Origin of the sequence: Isoptericola sp. 178, assembly GCF_030586525.1 — a bacterium.
Taxonomy (GTDB): Bacteria; Actinomycetota; Actinomycetes; order Actinomycetales; family Cellulomonadaceae; genus Isoptericola; species Isoptericola sediminis.
In genome coordinates this window covers 654,422-669,878 of record NZ_JAUQYN010000003.1, presented here as the reverse complement: position 1 = coordinate 669,878, position 15,457 = coordinate 654,422, and the positions used below count along the sequence as shown (strand labels likewise).

Genomic DNA, 15,457 nt, shown 5'->3' with positions numbered 1-15,457 from the left:
CGGCGCGACACGCGGAGGAGACCTCGGCGGAACAGGCCGGACGGGCGCCGGGTCAGGGCACGAGACGCGCCGCGAGCAGGTCGGCCACCAGCCGGGCGTCGCCGTCGATCCGCGCGCCCGCCTCGACGGGGGTGAGCCGGCGCCAGAGCACCAGCGCCAGCTCGCGGGCGGGCGCCTGCAGCACGGCGGCAGGTCCGGGTGCCTCCGGTCCCAGGTCCCAGGACCAGCCGAGGTCCGTGGCGGTCAGGCGCACCGGGGCGCCCGGCGCCGTCATCCGCCCGAGCTCGACCTGCCGCGGGGCGAACATCCGCACGACCTCGTCCACGGCGTCGGCCCACACCGGCGGACCCGCGTCGATCGGGCGCTCGGGCGCGACGAGCCGTCCCGATCCCAGCACGGACGCCCGCAGGTCGTGCAGGTGGACCAAGGTCTCGTGCGCCTGCCGGCGGTGCCAGAACGACACCGGCCCGGTACCGAGCAGCGTCCACGACGGCGTGTCCGGGGGCAGGTCGGCCAGCGTGCTCCGCAGCTCGGCGGCCTGCGCGGCGTAGAAGGGTGCGAGGTCGAAGGGGCCGCGCCCGAGCGGCGTCTCCTGGTGTCGACGCGCCTGGCCGGAGGCCCAGTGGTGGATCCTGCCCACGTGGGTGACCAGCTGCGCGACGGTCCAGCGGCCGCAGGCCGGCACGTGCCCGCCGGGGTCGGCGCCGGGCACGTCCGCGAGGAACGCCTCCTGCAGCGCGGCGAGGCGGTCGAGGTGGTCGAGGTCCGCACCGCCGTCGGTGCGGCGTCCGGAGCCCGGGTCGACGACGGGTGTCGGGCTGGTCATGACGGGCAACGTAGCGTGCCGGGGACGTGACGGGCAGGGGTCCGGGGCGACGGGTGCCGCCGGGGTCCGCCGGGGCGCCGTCGGGCTCGTGGGACAATGACGAGGCCCGCAGTCCAGCCTCGACCCGACGGAGACGTGTTGCCCATCCCGTCCGCCGCCCTGAGCGAACGCATCCAGCCGAACGCGACCCCGCCCGAGCTGATCCGCAACTTCTGCATCATCGCGCACATCGACCACGGCAAGTCGACGCTGGCGGACCGCATGCTCCAGCTCACCGGTGTGGTGCAGCCGCGTGACGCCCGTGCGCAGTACCTCGACCGGATGGACATCGAGCGGGAGCGGGGCATCACGATCAAGTCCCAGGCCGTGCGCATGCCGTGGCAGCGCGGCGAGGAGCCCTACGCCCTCAACATGATCGACACCCCGGGCCACGTGGACTTCACCTACGAGGTGTCCCGGTCGCTGGCGGCCTGCGAGGGGGCGATCCTGCTCGTCGACGCCGCGCAGGGCATCGAGGCCCAGACCCTCGCCAACCTGTACCTGGCGATGGAGCACGACCTGGAGATCATCCCGGTCCTGAACAAGATCGACCTGCCGGCCGCGCAGCCCGAGAAGTACGCGGCCGAGCTGGCCGGTCTGGTCGGCGGGGAGCCGGAGGACGTGCTGCGGGTCTCCGGCAAGACCGGTGACGGCGTCACCGAGCTGCTCGACCTCATCGTCGACCGCGTCCCCGCGCCCGTGGGAGACCCGGACGCCCCGGCGCGCGCGATGATCTTCGACTCCGTCTACGACACCTACCGCGGCGTGGTCACCTACGTGCGGGCGGTCGACGGCGACCTCACCCCGCGCGAGCGGATCGAGATGATGTCGACCAAGGCCACCCACGAGCTGCTCGAGATCGGTGTCATCTCGCCGGAACCGATCAAGACCAAGGGTCTCGGCGTGGGGGAGGTCGGCTACCTCATCACCGGCGTGAAGGACGTGCGCCAGTCGAAGGTCGGCGACACGGTGACGAGCGCGCAGCACCCCGCCGCCGAACCGCTGGGCGGCTACGACGACCCCAAGCCGATGGTGTTCTCCGGCCTCTACCCGATCGACGGGTCGGACTACCCCACGCTGCGCGACGCGCTGGACAAGCTCAAGCTCAACGACGCCGCCCTGAACTACGAGCCGGAGACCTCCGTGGCGCTCGGGTTCGGGTTCCGCGTCGGGTTCCTCGGCCTGCTGCACCTGGAGATCGTGCGCGAGCGCCTCGAGCGCGAGTTCGACCTCGACCTCATCTCGACGGCCCCCAACGTCGTCTACGACGTCACGATGGAGGACGGCACGACGGTCAAGGTCACCAACCCCTCGGAGTTCCCCGCCGGGCGCATCAAGGAGGTCCGCGAGCCGATCGTCAAGGCCACGGTGCTCGCCCCGAGCGAGTTCGTCGGCGCGGTCATGGGGCTGTGCACCGACCGCCGCGGCCAGATGGAGGGCATGGACTACCTCTCGGAGGACCGGGTCGAGCTGCGCTGGACGCTGCCCCTGGCCGAGATCGTCTTCGACTTCTTCGACGCGCTGAAGTCCCGCACGCGCGGGTACGCCTCGCTGGACTACGAGCCCTCCGGCGACCAGGCGGCCGATCTGGTGAAGGTCGACATCCTGCTGCAGGGCGACCAGGTCGACGCCTTCAGCGCGATCGTGCACAAGGACGCGGCCTACGAGTACGGCGTCAAGATGACGGCCAAGCTCAAGGAGATCATCCCGCGCCAGCAGTTCGAGGTGCCGATCCAGGCCGCCGTCGGGGCTCGCATCATCGCCCGCGAGACGGTGCGCGCGATCCGCAAGGACGTGCTCGCCAAGTGCTACGGCGGCGACATCTCCCGGAAGCGCAAGCTGCTGGAGAAGCAGAAGGAGGGCAAGAAGCGGATGAAGAACATCGGGTCCGTCGAGGTCCCGAAGGAAGCCTTCATCTCCGCGCTGTCCTCCGACGGCTCCGGCGGCAAGGAGACCAAGGACAAGAAGAAGTAGTGCCCGCCCTGCCCGACGGCGAACCGGTCCCGGCGGACGGCTCGCTGCCCGACCTCGTCACCCGGTCGGCCGACGACGCGGCCGGTGTCCCGTCGTCGCGCTCCCGGTTCGGGGTGTACGTGCACGTGCCGTTCTGCTCGGTGCGGTGCGGCTACTGCGACTTCAACACCTACACGGCCGCCGAGCTGGGCGGGGGCGCCTCCCAGCACCAGTACGCCACGACGGCGCTCGGCGAGGTCGACCTGGCCGCCCGGGTGCTGGCGGACGCCGGGCTCGGCCACCGGCCGGTGCGGACGGTGTTCTTCGGCGGCGGGACCCCGACGATGCTGCCGGCCGCCGACCTGGTGCGGATCCTCGACGGGATCCGCTCCGCGTGGGGGCTGGCCCCCGACGCCGAGGTCACCACCGAGGCGAACCCCGACTCGGTCACGCCGGAGTCGCTGGCCACGCTCGCCGCGGCGGGGTTCACGCGGGTGTCCTTCGGGATGCAGTCCGCCGTGCCGCACGTGCTGGCCACGCTCGAGCGCACCCATGACCCGGCGCGTCTGCCCGACGTCGTGCGGTGGGCCCGCGAGGCCGGTCTCGCGGTGTCGGTGGACCTCATCTACGGCACGCCCGGCGAGTCCCTGGACGACTGGCGGACGTCGGTCGAGGCCGCCCTGAGCACGGGTGTCGACCACGTGTCCGCGTACGCCCTGGTCGTCGAGCCGGGCACGAAGATGGCGGCGCAGGTGCGCCGCGGCGAGCTCACCCTCCCGGACGACGACGACCAGGCCGCCAAGTACGAGCTGGCGGACGACCTGCTCACCGCGGCCGGCCTGTCCTGGTACGAGGTGAGCAACTGGTCGCGCGGACCGGAGCAGGCGTGCCGGCACAACCTGGCCTACTGGCGGGGAGACGACTGGTGGGGCATCGGCCCCGGCGCGCACTCCTACGTCGGGGCGCCCGACGGCGACGCCACCGACGACCGGGCGGGAGTGCGCTGGTGGAACGTCAAGCACCCCCGGCGCTACGCGGCGCTGCTGGCCGACGGCCGGTCACCCGGGGCGGGACGTGAGGTGCTCTCCCGCGGTGAGGCGCACCTGGAGCGGGTCATGCTCGGTGTCCGGCTCGCCGAGGGGCTGGACCTGGACGTGCTGGACCCGCCCGGCCGGCGCGCGGTGGCCGGGATGGTCGCCCGCGAGCTCCTCGACGGGGCGGCGGCCGTGCGCGGCCGCGCGGTGCTCACCCGCCGCGGGCGCCTGCTCGCCGACACCGTCGTGCGGGAGCTCACCGCCTGACCCACGGACCGCCCGCGGCGCGGGCGGTCCGTGCCCGTCAGCGGGTCACTTGATGAAGCGGATCTTGAACGGGTAGCGGTACCACTCGTCGCGCGAGGCGGCCATCGCGCCGAGGATGCCGAAGATGATCGTGCACACCCAGGCGGCGAAGACGATGAGCCCGCCGATGACGATCATCGTCAGGATCCAGCCCACGACGTAGGCGATGAGGATCGTCAGCTGGAAGTTCAGGGCTTCCTTGCCCTGGTCGTCGAGCCGTGCGCTGCGGTCCTTGTAGCTCAGCCACACGATCAGCGGGGCCAGGAACCCGACGAGGATCCCGCCGGCGTGGGCGACGATCGACCAGGTCCGCTCCTCCGAGGGCGCGACCGGCGGAAGGGCCTGCCCGCCCTGCGGGGGCTGTTGCGGGTAGCCCTGCGGGGGCTGCTGGGCCTGCCCCTGGCTCGCACCCGTCGGCGGCTGCTGGGGGAAGCCCTGCTGAGGCTGACCCGGGGGCGGGTGCTCCTCGGGGTGTGGTTCCGGAGTCGACTGGCTCATCTGCTTCTCCTTCGAGGTAGGGCGCGCTGGGCGCACCGGACACGTCCGGCGAAACTACCGGTGAGGAGCCCGCCGACGCCGTGTCCCTGACGGTCGTGAAGGGATTTCACCCGGTCACCTCACCACTCGCAGGTTCACGGGATACCGGTAGGCCTCGTACCGGTTGACGGTGACCGCGGCGATGATCGCGAAGACGATGCCGATCACCCACACGGCCGCCAGCACGAGCCACCCGACGAGCAGCCAGACGGTCAGCCACCCGACGACCTGGCCGATCAGCAGGGTGATCTGGAAGTTGAGGGCCTCTTTCGCCTGGTCGGCCACGAAGGCGCTGCGGTCGCGCAGCGCCAGCCAGATGATCAGCGGCGCCACGAAACCCAACGACCCGGCCGTGACGATCCCGATCAGCAGCGGACCGATGTGCGCCATGATCGCCCAGGTCCGTTCGTCGGGCTGGGAGAGCGGTCGGGGCCCCGGGGGCGGTCCCGTCGGCGGGGGAGTCTGCGTCATGTCCCCATCCTGGCAGCGTGCGGGACGGGTGCGCACCGTCTGCGCCGGAACTCGTTCCCGGTGGCGAGGCGGCACGGGCGGTTCGACAGTGGTGTCGCTCGGCCATGACGTCCCGACCAGGAGGAACGATGAGCGAGAACCCCCCGAACCCGCCCGGACGACCCGAGGACCCCTACTCCGAGCGGCCCGCGCAGCCGCCGCAGCCGTCGACACCGCCGCCCTCCGAGCACGCGGGCGGCGCCACCGGCTACCAGGGCGGCCAGCAGCCGTTCTACTCGGCCGCCGCGTCGTCGGCGGCCGGTGTGGCCCGGGACGACACGAAGGGGCTGCTGGGCTCCCTCTTCGACTTCTCGTTCTCGAACTACGTGACCCCCAAGATCGTCAAGATCGTCTACGTGATCCTGACGGTCCTCATCGCGATCGGGTGGTTGTTCTCCTTCATCGCCGGTGTCGTCACGCTGTTCTCGGACCAGTGGTACGTCGGCCTGGTCACCATCCTGTTCGGCTGGATCGCCGCGTTGGTCTACCTGGCGGTCTGGCGGATCGGGCTGGAGGTCTTCCAGGCGGTGGTGAACATCTCCGAGAAGATGAACCACTACGCGCGGCGCGACGGGATGGTCTGATCAGGCCGTCACGAAGTCGATGAGCTCCTCGACCCGGCCCAGCAGGGCCGGGTCGAGGTCGCGGTAGTCCCGCACCGCGCCGAGGATCCGCTGCCAGGCGCGCCCGACGTCCGCCGTCGAGTCCGCGGGCCAGCCCAGCTCCCGCAGGATGCCGCGTTTCCACTCGGTGCCGCGCTCGATGGTCGGCCACGTCTCCAGACCGACCCGGGCCGGCTTCACCGCCTGCCACACGTCCACGTAGGGGTGCCCGAGCACCAGGACGGTGCCGTCCGGCACGCTGCGCAGCGCGTCGGCCGCGATCCGCTGCTCCTTGGCGCCGGGCACCAGGTGGTCGACCAGCACCCCGACGCGCCGCTCGGGCGTGGGTGCGAACTCGGCCAGGGCCTCGGCCAGGTGGTCGACGCCGTCGAGCATCTCGACGACGACCCCCTCGATCCGCAGGTCGTCCCCCCAGACCTTCTCGACGAGCTCGGCGTCGTGCTTGCCCTCGACCCAGATCCGCGAGCCCCGCGCGACGCGTGCGCGGGCCCCGTGCACGGCGACCGACCCGGACGCGGTGCGTGCCGGGGCGGCCGGGGCGCGGGAGGTGACCGGTGCGGTGAGGGCGACGGGTCGTCCGTCGACCCAGAACCCCGGCCCGAGCGGGAAGGACCGGACCTTCCCGTGCCGGTCCTCCAGCACGACCAGGTGCACGCCGCCGGACTTCTCCACGCGGACGACGGCGCCCACCCAGCCGCTGGTGACCTCCTCCACGACGAGACCCGGCTCGGCGGGTTGCGGTCGCGACACGAGGCGCCGGCGGTGGTGGGCGGACCCGCCGGACGCGCCGGGGGAGGAGGACAGGACGTCGGAGCCGTAGCGATCGTGCACGGCGTGAGCCTAGGCAGGCGTGGGCCGGTGCCGGGGGACCGACACCCGTCCGACCACGGGTCGATCCCGCCCCGGGTCCGCCCCGCCCCGGGCCGGGCCGGGCCTTGCGGTCGTACCTCCCGTCCCGCCGTCGTACCCCGCGGGTACGACCACGTGACGCGAGGTACGACCGCGAGGGCTCCGGGTCGTCGTGGCGGCGTGGCGTGTCGTGCAGCGTGGTGGCGGCGTGGTCGGGTGCGGCTACGGCCGGTGCGGGACCGGGCGGGCCGCGGTGGCCTCGCGCGCGCGGACGGCGGCCTCGGTCCGGCTCGTGACGCCGAGCTTGCGCAGGATGGCCGAGACGTGCACCGACGCCGTCTTGCGGGAGATGAACAGCCGCTCGGCGATCTGCCCGTTCGTCAGTCCCTCGGCGACCAGCTCCAGCACCTGGCGCTCCCGGTCGGTGAGACGGTCGGCCGGGTCGTGCGGTTCCCGGCGCGACGGCGACGCGGTGCCGGCCCCCGCCAGCAGCGCCGCGGCGTGCCGGGCGACGAGCCCGCACCCGATCGACTCGGCGTCCCGGACCGCCGCGCCCAGCGCGGCACGGCCGCCGGGCCGGTCCCCGGCGGCCAGGAGGCGGGCCCCCTCGCGGTACTCGGCGTAGGGCCGCAGGTGGGCCGGTGCGCCGTCGTCGGGCCCGAGAGAGGCCACCGCGGACCACGGGCCCTCGCCGAGCTCGGCCGCGAACAGGGCCGCCCAGACGCCGTGGGTCGGCCACCCGGCGCAGTCGGCGAGCGCCTCGCGGTAGGGCGTGCTGTCCACCTCCTGCCCGGCGGCCCGTGCGGCGGCCAGCGCCCGGGCCGCGATCCCGAGGATCGGCAGCAGCGACGACGCCGACCGGCGTTGCAGGGGGTCGGCCACGGCGTCCGCCACGGCGCCGAGGGCCTCGTCCACGTCCCCGCGCTCCAGGGCCAGGTCCGCCAGCGTGGTGGTGAGCAGCGAGCGCACCTGCAGCTCGATCCGGCCGTGCCGTTCCCAGGACGCCCGGTAGGTCCGGACCACGGACTCCGCCTGCTCGACCTCGCCGCGCCACAGCAGGAGCCAGGCCCACAGCTCGGTGAGGGTGACGGTGAAGACGCTGCGGCCCATGAGGGGGACGGTCCGCTCGAACCAGGCGGCCGCCTCGTCCCAGCGGCCGAGGTCGATCAAGGCCTCGATGCCGTTGCCCTCGATGCGCGACCGCATCCCGATCCCGGTGCCGCGCTCGCGCGCCCGGGTGGCGCCCTCCTCGGCGATCTCCAGCGCCCGGTGCGCCCTGCCGACGCGCAGGGTGGCCTCGGAGGCGTTGACGAAGTGCTTCATCAGCGCGTCCCAGTCGTCGCCGGCGAGCTCACGGTCGAGGGCGAAGTCCTCGAGCCCGTCCAGGTCGCCGGTGACCACGCGGCTGACCGCCCGGATGTTGTAGCAGCGCGCCTGCAGCCTGCGGTCCCCGGCCTCCTCGGCGGCGGCCAGACCCTGGTTGGCGAGCTCGATGGCCCGCTCCTCGTGCCCTTCCATCATCGCGCCCCGGGCGGACTCGGTGAGCAGGGCGGCGCGCCCGGCGACGTCGTCGTCCGGGATCTCCTCCAGGGCGTGGTCGAGCAGGCGCCGGCCCTCGTCGGACCCGGTGACCTCGGCGGCCGTCGACAGCGTCACGTAGGCGGAGACGCGGCCGGCCGGGTCGTCCGGCGGCCACTCGGCGAGGGCCTGGCGGGCGAGCGCGAGCGCACGCTCGGCCTGGGACCCGACGTGCAGGGCCCAGGCCACCCGTCGCATGAGCTCGGCGTGGGTGGTGCCCGTGACCCCCTCGGGGTCCGCGACCAGGTCCCACAGCTCGAGCGCCCGCTCGCCCAGGGCGACGGCCGTGGACGTCGCCGCGTACTCGCCGGCCGCGGCCTGGCCCGCCACGCACGCGGCGAGCGCCCGGTCCGGCACGCGGGCACGCCACCAGTGGTCCGCGATCTCCGCGAGGCGGGCGATGGTGGCCGGCCGGGTCTCCAGGGCGCGGGCGTAGGCGGTGTGCAGGCGTCGGCTCTCGCTGGGCAGCAGCTCGGTGGCCACGGCCTCCTGCATGAGGGCGTGCCGGAACCGGTAGCCGTCGGCGTCGACGACGAGGACCCCGGCCTCGACGGCCTCGCGGGCGGCGGGCTCGGTCTCCCGGACGGCCTCGTCGCCGAGCGCCGCGGCGAGCAGCTCGTGCCCGACGCTCTGCCCGGCGGCGGCCACGGTGCGGCAGAACTCCTGCGCCTGGCGGCCGAGGCGTGAGTACCGCAGGAGCATCAGGTCGCGCACCGAGTCCGGCAGGGTGACGCCGACCCCGGTGGCGAGCTCCTCGACGTAGAACGGCACACCCTGGCTGCGGTCGACGACCTCCTCGAGGTCGACGGCTCCGGCGTCGAGGTGCGCCCGGAACAGGGCGACGACGTCGTGGGCGGCGAGCCGCGGGACCTCGATCCGGGTGGCGAGCCGGGCCCGCTCGATCTCCGCGAGCAGGGTCCGCAGGGGGTGGGTCCGTCCGACGTCGTCGCTGCGGTACGTGACCACCACCAGCAGCCGGCGGCCCGGGGCGGTGCGCGCGAGGCGGGCCAGGCAGCCGCGGGTGGCGTCGTCGGACCAGTGCAGGTCCTCGATCACGACCACGACGGGCCGTCGCCCGGCGAGCGTGGTGAGCAGTGCGGCGAAGGCCTCCGGGAGGCGTCCGGCCTCCCCGTCCGCCCGGACCTCGACCAGCTCGGGGAGCACGACGCCGAGGGCGTCCGCCGCCGGTCCGGCGGCCTCCAGCGTGGCCTCGGCCCCCAGCGCGGCGACGGCGTCCCGCAGCAGACCCGCGAGCCCGGCGTAGGGCACGGGACCGGCGCCGGAGTCGGCGCACTGGCCCCGCAGGACGAAGGCCGGGTCGGCAGCGGACCCGTCGAGGAGCTCCTCGACGAGGCGCGTCTTGCCGATCCCGGCCTCGCCACCCACGATCACGCACTGGCCGTCGCCGTGCGCGGCCTCGTCGAGGAGGCCACGCAACGTCGCGAGCTCGCTCTCGCGGCCGATCAGCGGGACCCGGCTGACCCTCATGGAGTCATGCTGCCAGCCCCCGGGGCGGTACGCCTCAGGCTGCGCGGACCGCACGGGCCCGGGCCATGCGCAGGCGGTCGAGGGCCACCAGCACGCGGGGGCGCGGAGCCGTGGCGGGGTGCCGGCGGTGCGCCGGTGCCGTCCGCTGGCCGCGCTCGGCCGCCTGACGGCGGTGCTCGGCCTCGCGGACGACCTCGGCCTCCTGCAGGCGGTACATCTGGTGGAACTGCTCCGGGGACATGGTGACCCTCCTTGGTCGGCGGGCCGGGGTGGCTCGCGATGACTCCAGGTTCGGTCCCTGAGGTAGGGGCGTGGATCGGGCATCCGACCGGTCTTCGCCGGCGCGTCGCTCGACAGGCCTGAGGTACCCCCCGGCCCGGGGCGGCGCCCGTCTGAGGTACCCGGAGGGTCAGGCGGGGTGCGCCGCGGACCGGGCCACGACGGCGGCCTCGGTCCGGCTCGTGACACCGAGCTTGCGCAGGATGGCCGAGACGTGCACCGACGCCGTCTTGCGGGAGATGAACAGCCGCTCGGCGATCTGCCCGTTCGTCAGTCCCTCGGCGACCAGCTCCAGCACCTGGCGCTCCCGGTCGGTCAGCGGGTCGGCGCCGGCCTCGGCCGGCCGGCGCCGGGTCGGTGCCGCGAGTCCCGCGTCGTGCAGCAGCGAGGTCGCCCGGGCCAGCAGGGAGCCGGCACCGACGTCGCGCGCGGCCTCCGCGGCGTCACCGAGCAGCTCGCGCGCGCGAGCCTTGTCACCTGCCGCGAGCCGGTGCTCGCCCTCGCGCACGAGGGCGTAGGGGCGCAGGTGCGCCGGGGCGCCGTCGTCGGGACCGAACGCGCTGACCTCGGGCCACGGTGTCCGGCCCAGCTCGGCGGCGAACACCGTCGCCCACAACCGGTGGGTCGGCCAGAAGGCGGCGGCGGCCAGGGCCTCCTCGTACGGTCCGACGTCGACCGCCCGGCCGGTCGCGCGGGCCCGGGCGAGCACCCGGGCGGCGACCGCCAGCACCGTCAGGGCGTACGCCCCGGACAGCCGACCGGGGTCGGCGGCGTGGCGGACCAGGTCGAGCGCGTCGTCGACGTCGTCGCGCGCGAGGGCCAGCTCGGCCAGCGTGGCCGGGGCCCGACCCCGGACCTGCATCTCCACCTCGGCGAACCGCAGCCACACGGCCCGGTGGCGTCGCCCCATCGCCTGGGCGGTCTCGACGTCCCCGCGCCACAGCGTGAGCCACGTCCATCGTTCGGCCAGGTAGACGGCCCAGGCGCTCGGCGAGACCTCGTTCGTGGCCCGCCGGTACCAGGCGTCGGCCTCCTCCCAGCGGCCGAGCCCGATGAGGGCCTCGGCGACGTTGCCCTCCAGCATCGCGCGGCTGCTCCAGCCGGATCCCCCGGCGCGGCCGACCTCGGCACCGGCCGAGGCGGTCCGCAGCGCCTCGGCGAACCGGCCGAGCCGGAGCTGGTGGTCGGAGAGGTTGGTGAAGTAGTGGGCCCGCCCGGCCCAGTCGTCCCCGGAGAGGCGGCGGGACTCCTCGAGCTCGTCGAGGCCGCCCGGGTCGCCCGCGCTCAGCCGGGCGAGACCGCTGGTGTTCAGCAGCAGCGCGGCGGTGGAGCGGTCGCCCGCGGCCGTCGCGGCCTCGTAGCCGCGCCCGGCGGCCGCGACCGCCTCCTGGAAGCGGCCGGCGAGCATCTTGGCGCGGGCGTCCAGGCGCAGCAGCCCGGCGAGCGTCCCGAGGTCGTCCTGCGGTGCCGCCGCGAGCGCCTCCCGGGTCCGGTCCAGGCCCGCGACGTCGCCCGCGCGCAGCTGCTGCACCGCCACGAGCCCGAGGGTGCGGGCCCGGCCCGCGGGGTCGTCGGCCGGCCACTCGTCCAACGCCTGACGCGCCAGCGCCAGGGCCCGGTCGACGTGGGTCGCGACGGTCTCGGCCTCGGCGACGCGCACGAGCAGGTCGTGGTGCGTGGTCCCGGTGACGTCCGCCGCGTCCGGCACGGTGTCCCACAGCTCGAGAGCCCGTTCCCCGAGCCGGACGGCAGCCGCCGGGGCGACGTCGTTCGCGGCGGCGTCCAGGCCGGTCACGGCGGCGGCCAGGGCGCGGTCCGGCACACGGGCGTGCCACCAGTGGTCGGCCTGCTCGACCAGCCGCGGCACGGTGGCCGGACCGGTGGCCAGCGCCTCGGCGTAGGCCGCGTGCAGCCGCCGCCGCTCGGTGGGCAGCAGCTCCGCCTCGACGGCCTCCTGCATCAGGGCGTGACGGAACCCGTAGCCGTCGGGGTCGGCCTGCAGGACCAGGGCGTCGACGGCCTCGCGCGCAGCGGGTTCGGCCCGCTCGAGCGCCTCGTCGCCCAGGACGGCGGCCAGCACGTCACGGCCGGCGCGGACCCCGCCGGCGGCGACCACCCGGCAGAACGCCTGCGCCGCCTCCGACAGGCCCGCGTAGCGCAGCAGCAGGACGTCACGCAGCGAGACGGGGATGTCACCGTCGTAGCAGCAGGCGAGCTCCTCGACGTAGAAGGGCACGCCCTCGGCACGCTCGACCAGCTCGCCCAGGCCCCCGGCGCCGGTCCGGTCCGCGCCGGCCGGTGCGTCGGGGAGCACGGCGCGTGCGAGCTCGACGACCTCCGGGTCGGCGAGGCGCGGCACCTCGACCCGTTCGGCGAGCCGAGCCCGGTCGAGCTCGGCCAGGGTGGTGCGCAGCGGGTGGCGCCGGCCGACGTCGTCGCTGCGGTAGGTGACCAGCACGAGCAGGTGGGTGGACGGGGCGGCGCGGGCGAGCCGCGCGACGGTGGTCCGCGTGACGTCGTCGGACCAGTGCAGGTCCTCGACGACGACCACGACCGTCCGGCGGGCGCAGACCGTCGTCAGCAGGTCGGTGAGCACCTCCGGTACGCGGCCGCCGTCGACGCCGGGCCGCACGGTCACCAGCCGGGGCAGGATCACGCCGAGGGCGTCCGCCGCGGGGCCGGCGGCGTCCAGCACCGCCTCCTCACCGAGCGCGCCGACCAGGTCCCGCAGCACGCCGTCGAGCCCGGCGTAGGGCACGGGGCCCGCGCCGGAGTCGGCGCACTGGCCCCGGGCCACGAGGGTCGTGCCGGTGTCGACGCCGTCGAGGAGCTCCTCGACGAGACGCGTCTTGCCGATCCCGGCCTCACCGGCCACGACGAGGCATCGCCCCGCGCCGTGCGTGGCACCGTCGAGGGCCTCGCGCAGCGCGGCGAGCTCGGGCCGGCGCCCGACCAGGGGGACCTGGCTGACCCTCATGGGGACATGCTGCCAGCCTCCGGGGCGGCACGCCTCGGGCGGGGCGGACCGCCCCGGTCCGGCGGTGCCGCGGGCGGACGAGCGCCGACAGCACCCGGGGACGGGGCCCGGCGACGGGGGGCGGGCATGACGTACCTCACCGGTGACGGCGGGTGACGCCGGACCGTCGCACGAACCGCGTAAGATGGCACTCAGCCCTGGAGAGTGCTAAACCCCCCGGGGCGCCGAGCGAGGGGAGGTCGAGAAGTGAGCGAGGAACGTCGGCTCGAGGTGCTGCGCGCCATCGTCGAGGACTACGTCACCACGCGCGAACCCGTCGGGTCGCGCATGCTCACCGAGCGTCACCGTCTCGGTGTCTCCCCGGCCACGATCCGCAACGACATGGCCGCCCTGGAGGACGCCGGGTACATCGCCCAGCCGCACACGTCGGCCGGCCGGGTGCCCACGGACGCCGGGTACCGGGTGTTCGTCGACCGGCTCGCGGAGGTGCGCCCGCTCAACGTGCCCCAGAAGCGGGCCATCGAGACCTTCCTGTCCGAGGCGATCGACCTCGACGACGTCCTGACCCGTGCCGGGCGGCTGATCGCCCAGCTCACCGGACAGGTCGCCGTGGTGCAGTACCCGTCGCTGCGGCGGTCGGGCCTGCGCCACCTCGAGCTCGTGCCCGTGGCGGACTCCCGGATCCTCGTCGTGGTCATCACCGACACCGGCCGCGTCGAGCAGCGCTACTGCGAGCTGCCGGTGCGACCGGACGGGACCGATGCCGGCACGGACCTCGACGAGGGCACCCTCGGCGAGCTGCGGGCCCGGTTCAACGCGGCCGCCGCCGGCAAGCGCCTCGCCGACCTGACCGGCGTGTTCGCCGGCGTGGTCGAGTCCGTGGGCCCGCGCCTCAGCGGCGTGGCCCAGGCCGTGGCGGACCTCGTCGTCGAGACGCTGGGCGAGGAGGGCGAGGAGCGGATCGTGCTGGCCGGCACGGCCAACCTGGCCCGGTCCGGCGCCACGTTCGAGCAGGGGCTGAGCCCCGTCCTCGAGGCGCTCGAGGAGCAGGTGGTGCTGCTCGGGCTCCTCACCGAGATGGCGACCGACGGGGTCGGGGTGCGGATCGGGCACGAGAACCGGCTCGACGGTCTCACCGAGACCTCCGTCGTCGCCTCCGGTTACGGTAGCGACGGCGACACCGTCGCCTCCCTCGGGTCCATCGGCCCCACCCGCATGGACTACCCGGGCACCATCGCCTCGGTCCGCGCCGTGGCACGCTACCTGTCCCGCGTGCTGCCGAACTGACCACCGGTATCCCTGACCAGACTTTCTCCACGTCACCGAAGAGAGACCTGTGACCGACTACTACGAGATCCTCGGCGTCGAGCGTGACGCCACTCCCGAGCAGATCAAGAAGGCCTACCGCCGCATGGCGCGCGAGCTCCACCCCGACGTCGCGGGTGCCGAGGGCGAGGAGAGGTTCAAGGACGTCGCCCGGGCCTACGAGGTGCTGTCGAACCGCGAGAAGCGCGAGCAGTACGACCTGGGCGTCGACCCGAGCGCACCCGGCGGCGGCGCCGGAGCCGGCTTCGGCCAGGGCTTCGGCTTCCAGGACATCTTCGAGACGTTCTTCGGCGGCGGTCAGGCCAGCGGTCCCGTGCCGCGGGCCCGGCGCGGCCAGGACGCGCTGGTGCGCATGGACATCGACCTCTCCGAGGCCACGTTCGGCGGCAAGCGCGAGCTGCAGGTCGACACCGCCGTGGTGTGCGGCACCTGCGGCGGCAACGGGTGCCGGCCCGGGACCGACGTGCGGACCTGCGAGGTCTGCCACGGCCAGGGCAACGTCCAGCGCGTGGCCCGGTCGTTCCTCGGCCAGGTCATGACGACGGCGCCCTGCGCGGCCTGCCAGGGCTTCGGCACGATCATCCCCGAGCCCTGCGCGGAGTGCTCCGGCGAGGGCCGGGTGCGCTCGCGTCGCTCGCTGACGGTCAACGTCCCCGCGGGCGTGGACACCGGGACCCGGATCAAGCTCGCCGCCCAGGGCGAGGTCGGGCCGGGCGGTGGTCCGGCGGGCGACCTGTACGTCGAGATCCGGGAGAAGGCCCACGACACGTTCGTGCGCCGCGGCGACGACCTGCACTGCACCCTGCCGGTGCCGATGACCGCGGCCGCGCTGGGCACCGTGCTCGAGCTGTCCACCCTCGACGGCCAGCAGGAGATCGACCTGCGTCCGGGCATCCAGCCCGGCGAGATCGTCACCCTCAAGGGCCTCGGCGTGGGGCACCTGCACGGCAACGGTCGCGGCGACCTCAACGTCCACGTCGAGGTCCAGGTGCCGACCTCCCTCGACGAGGAGCAGACCGAGCTGCTGCGCCGGCTGGCGAACCTGCGCGGCGAGGAACGCCCCGACCCGCGGCTGGCCGCGGCCCACCCGGGCGTGTTCTCGCGGCTGCGGGACAAGTTCGCCGGGCGCTAG

At 74.6% G+C, this 15,457-nt stretch carries 12 protein-coding genes; 5 read left to right on the top strand and 7 right to left on the bottom strand.

Going from position 1 to position 15,457, the window contains the following annotated elements:
* Positions 1–52: 52 nt before the first annotated feature.
* Positions 53–826, bottom strand: coding sequence for a maleylpyruvate isomerase N-terminal domain-containing protein (locus Q6349_RS12325; RefSeq protein ID WP_304604310.1), 774 nt, complete (start codon positions 824–826; stop codon positions 53–55).
* Between the two features lie 135 nt (positions 827–961).
* On the opposite strand from Q6349_RS12325, the gene lepA reads away from it, so the two are divergent.
* Together lepA and hemW are read left to right on the top strand one after the other, a co-directional pair.
* On the top strand, positions 962–2,839 hold the full coding sequence (lepA, locus tag Q6349_RS12320) for a translation elongation factor 4 (protein WP_370375617.1): 1,878 nt from the start codon (positions 962–964) through the stop codon (positions 2,837–2,839).
* On the top strand, positions 2,839–4,119 hold the full coding sequence (hemW, locus tag Q6349_RS12315; RefSeq protein WP_304604309.1) for a radical SAM family heme chaperone HemW: 1,281 nt from the start codon (positions 2,839–2,841) through the stop codon (positions 4,117–4,119). The genes lepA and hemW overlap by 1 nt, the downstream gene beginning before the upstream one ends.
* Before the next feature lie 45 nt (positions 4,120–4,164).
* Here hemW and Q6349_RS12310 read toward each other — a convergent pair whose 3' ends face one another.
* Positions 4,165–4,656, bottom strand: coding sequence for a DUF4870 domain-containing protein (locus Q6349_RS12310; protein WP_304604308.1), 492 nt, complete (start codon positions 4,654–4,656; stop codon positions 4,165–4,167).
* Between the two features lie 114 nt (positions 4,657–4,770).
* Positions 4,771–5,166 (bottom strand): DUF4870 domain-containing protein, encoded by a 396-nt coding sequence (locus Q6349_RS12305; protein WP_171247940.1) that lies wholly within the window; start codon positions 5,164–5,166, stop codon positions 4,771–4,773.
* Positions 5,167–5,294: 128 nt separating this feature from the next.
* Between Q6349_RS12305 and Q6349_RS12300 the strand changes: the two genes are divergently transcribed.
* Positions 5,295–5,789, top strand: a complete 495-nt coding sequence (locus Q6349_RS12300) for a DUF4282 domain-containing protein (protein WP_171247941.1) — start codon at positions 5,295–5,297, stop codon at positions 5,787–5,789.
* Here Q6349_RS12300 and Q6349_RS12295 read toward each other — a convergent pair whose 3' ends face one another.
* From Q6349_RS12295 to Q6349_RS12280, 4 genes are all read right to left on the bottom strand, one after another.
* Entirely contained in the window at positions 5,790–6,659 is an 870-nt protein-coding gene (locus tag Q6349_RS12295) for a DUF3097 domain-containing protein (RefSeq protein ID WP_304604307.1), read from the bottom strand. It abuts the gene before it with no gap.
* 240 nt (positions 6,660–6,899) lie between these two features.
* The gene (locus tag Q6349_RS12290; RefSeq protein WP_304604306.1) at positions 6,900–9,743 is read right to left on the bottom strand and encodes an AAA family ATPase; all 2,844 of its coding nucleotides are present in this window, start codon (positions 9,741–9,743) and stop codon (positions 6,900–6,902) included.
* Between the two features lie 34 nt (positions 9,744–9,777).
* Entirely contained in the window at positions 9,778–9,984 is a 207-nt protein-coding gene (locus Q6349_RS12285; RefSeq protein WP_304604305.1) for a hypothetical protein, read from the bottom strand.
* Positions 9,985–10,152: 168 nt separating this feature from the next.
* Entirely contained in the window at positions 10,153–12,999 is a 2,847-nt protein-coding gene (locus Q6349_RS12280; RefSeq protein WP_304604304.1) for a LuxR family transcriptional regulator, read from the bottom strand.
* 246 nt (positions 13,000–13,245) lie between these two features.
* Between Q6349_RS12280 and hrcA the strand changes: the two genes are divergently transcribed.
* Together hrcA and dnaJ are read left to right on the top strand one after the other, a co-directional pair.
* On the top strand, positions 13,246–14,286 hold the full coding sequence (hrcA, locus tag Q6349_RS12275; RefSeq protein WP_304604303.1) for a heat-inducible transcriptional repressor HrcA: 1,041 nt from the start codon (positions 13,246–13,248) through the stop codon (positions 14,284–14,286).
* Between the two features lie 49 nt (positions 14,287–14,335).
* Positions 14,336–15,457 carry a molecular chaperone DnaJ gene (gene dnaJ, locus Q6349_RS12270; protein WP_304604302.1) on the top strand — a complete coding sequence of 374 codons (1,122 nt, stop codon included), beginning with the start codon at positions 14,336–14,338 and terminating at the stop codon, positions 15,455–15,457.

Coding starts and splice junctions, on each gene's coding strand:
- Q6349_RS12305 (WP_171247940.1), bottom strand. CDS start 5,166: ATGACGCAGACTCCCCCGCCGACGGGACCGCCCCCGGGGCCCCGACCG.
- Q6349_RS12280 (WP_304604304.1), bottom strand. CDS start 12,999: ATGAGGGTCAGCCAGGTCCCCCTGGTCGGGCGCCGGCCCGAGCTCGCC.
- Q6349_RS12300 (WP_171247941.1), top strand. CDS start 5,295: ATGAGCGAGAACCCCCCGAACCCGCCCGGACGACCCGAGGACCCCTAC.
- Q6349_RS12310 (WP_304604308.1), bottom strand. CDS start 4,656: ATGAGCCAGTCGACTCCGGAACCACACCCCGAGGAGCACCCGCCCCCG.
- Q6349_RS12290 (WP_304604306.1), bottom strand. CDS start 9,743: ATGAGGGTCAGCCGGGTCCCGCTGATCGGCCGCGAGAGCGAGCTCGCG.
- Q6349_RS12325 (WP_304604310.1), bottom strand. CDS start 826: ATGACCAGCCCGACACCCGTCGTCGACCCGGGCTCCGGACGCCGCACC.
- Q6349_RS12285 (WP_304604305.1), bottom strand. CDS start 9,984: ATGTCCCCGGAGCAGTTCCACCAGATGTACCGCCTGCAGGAGGCCGAG.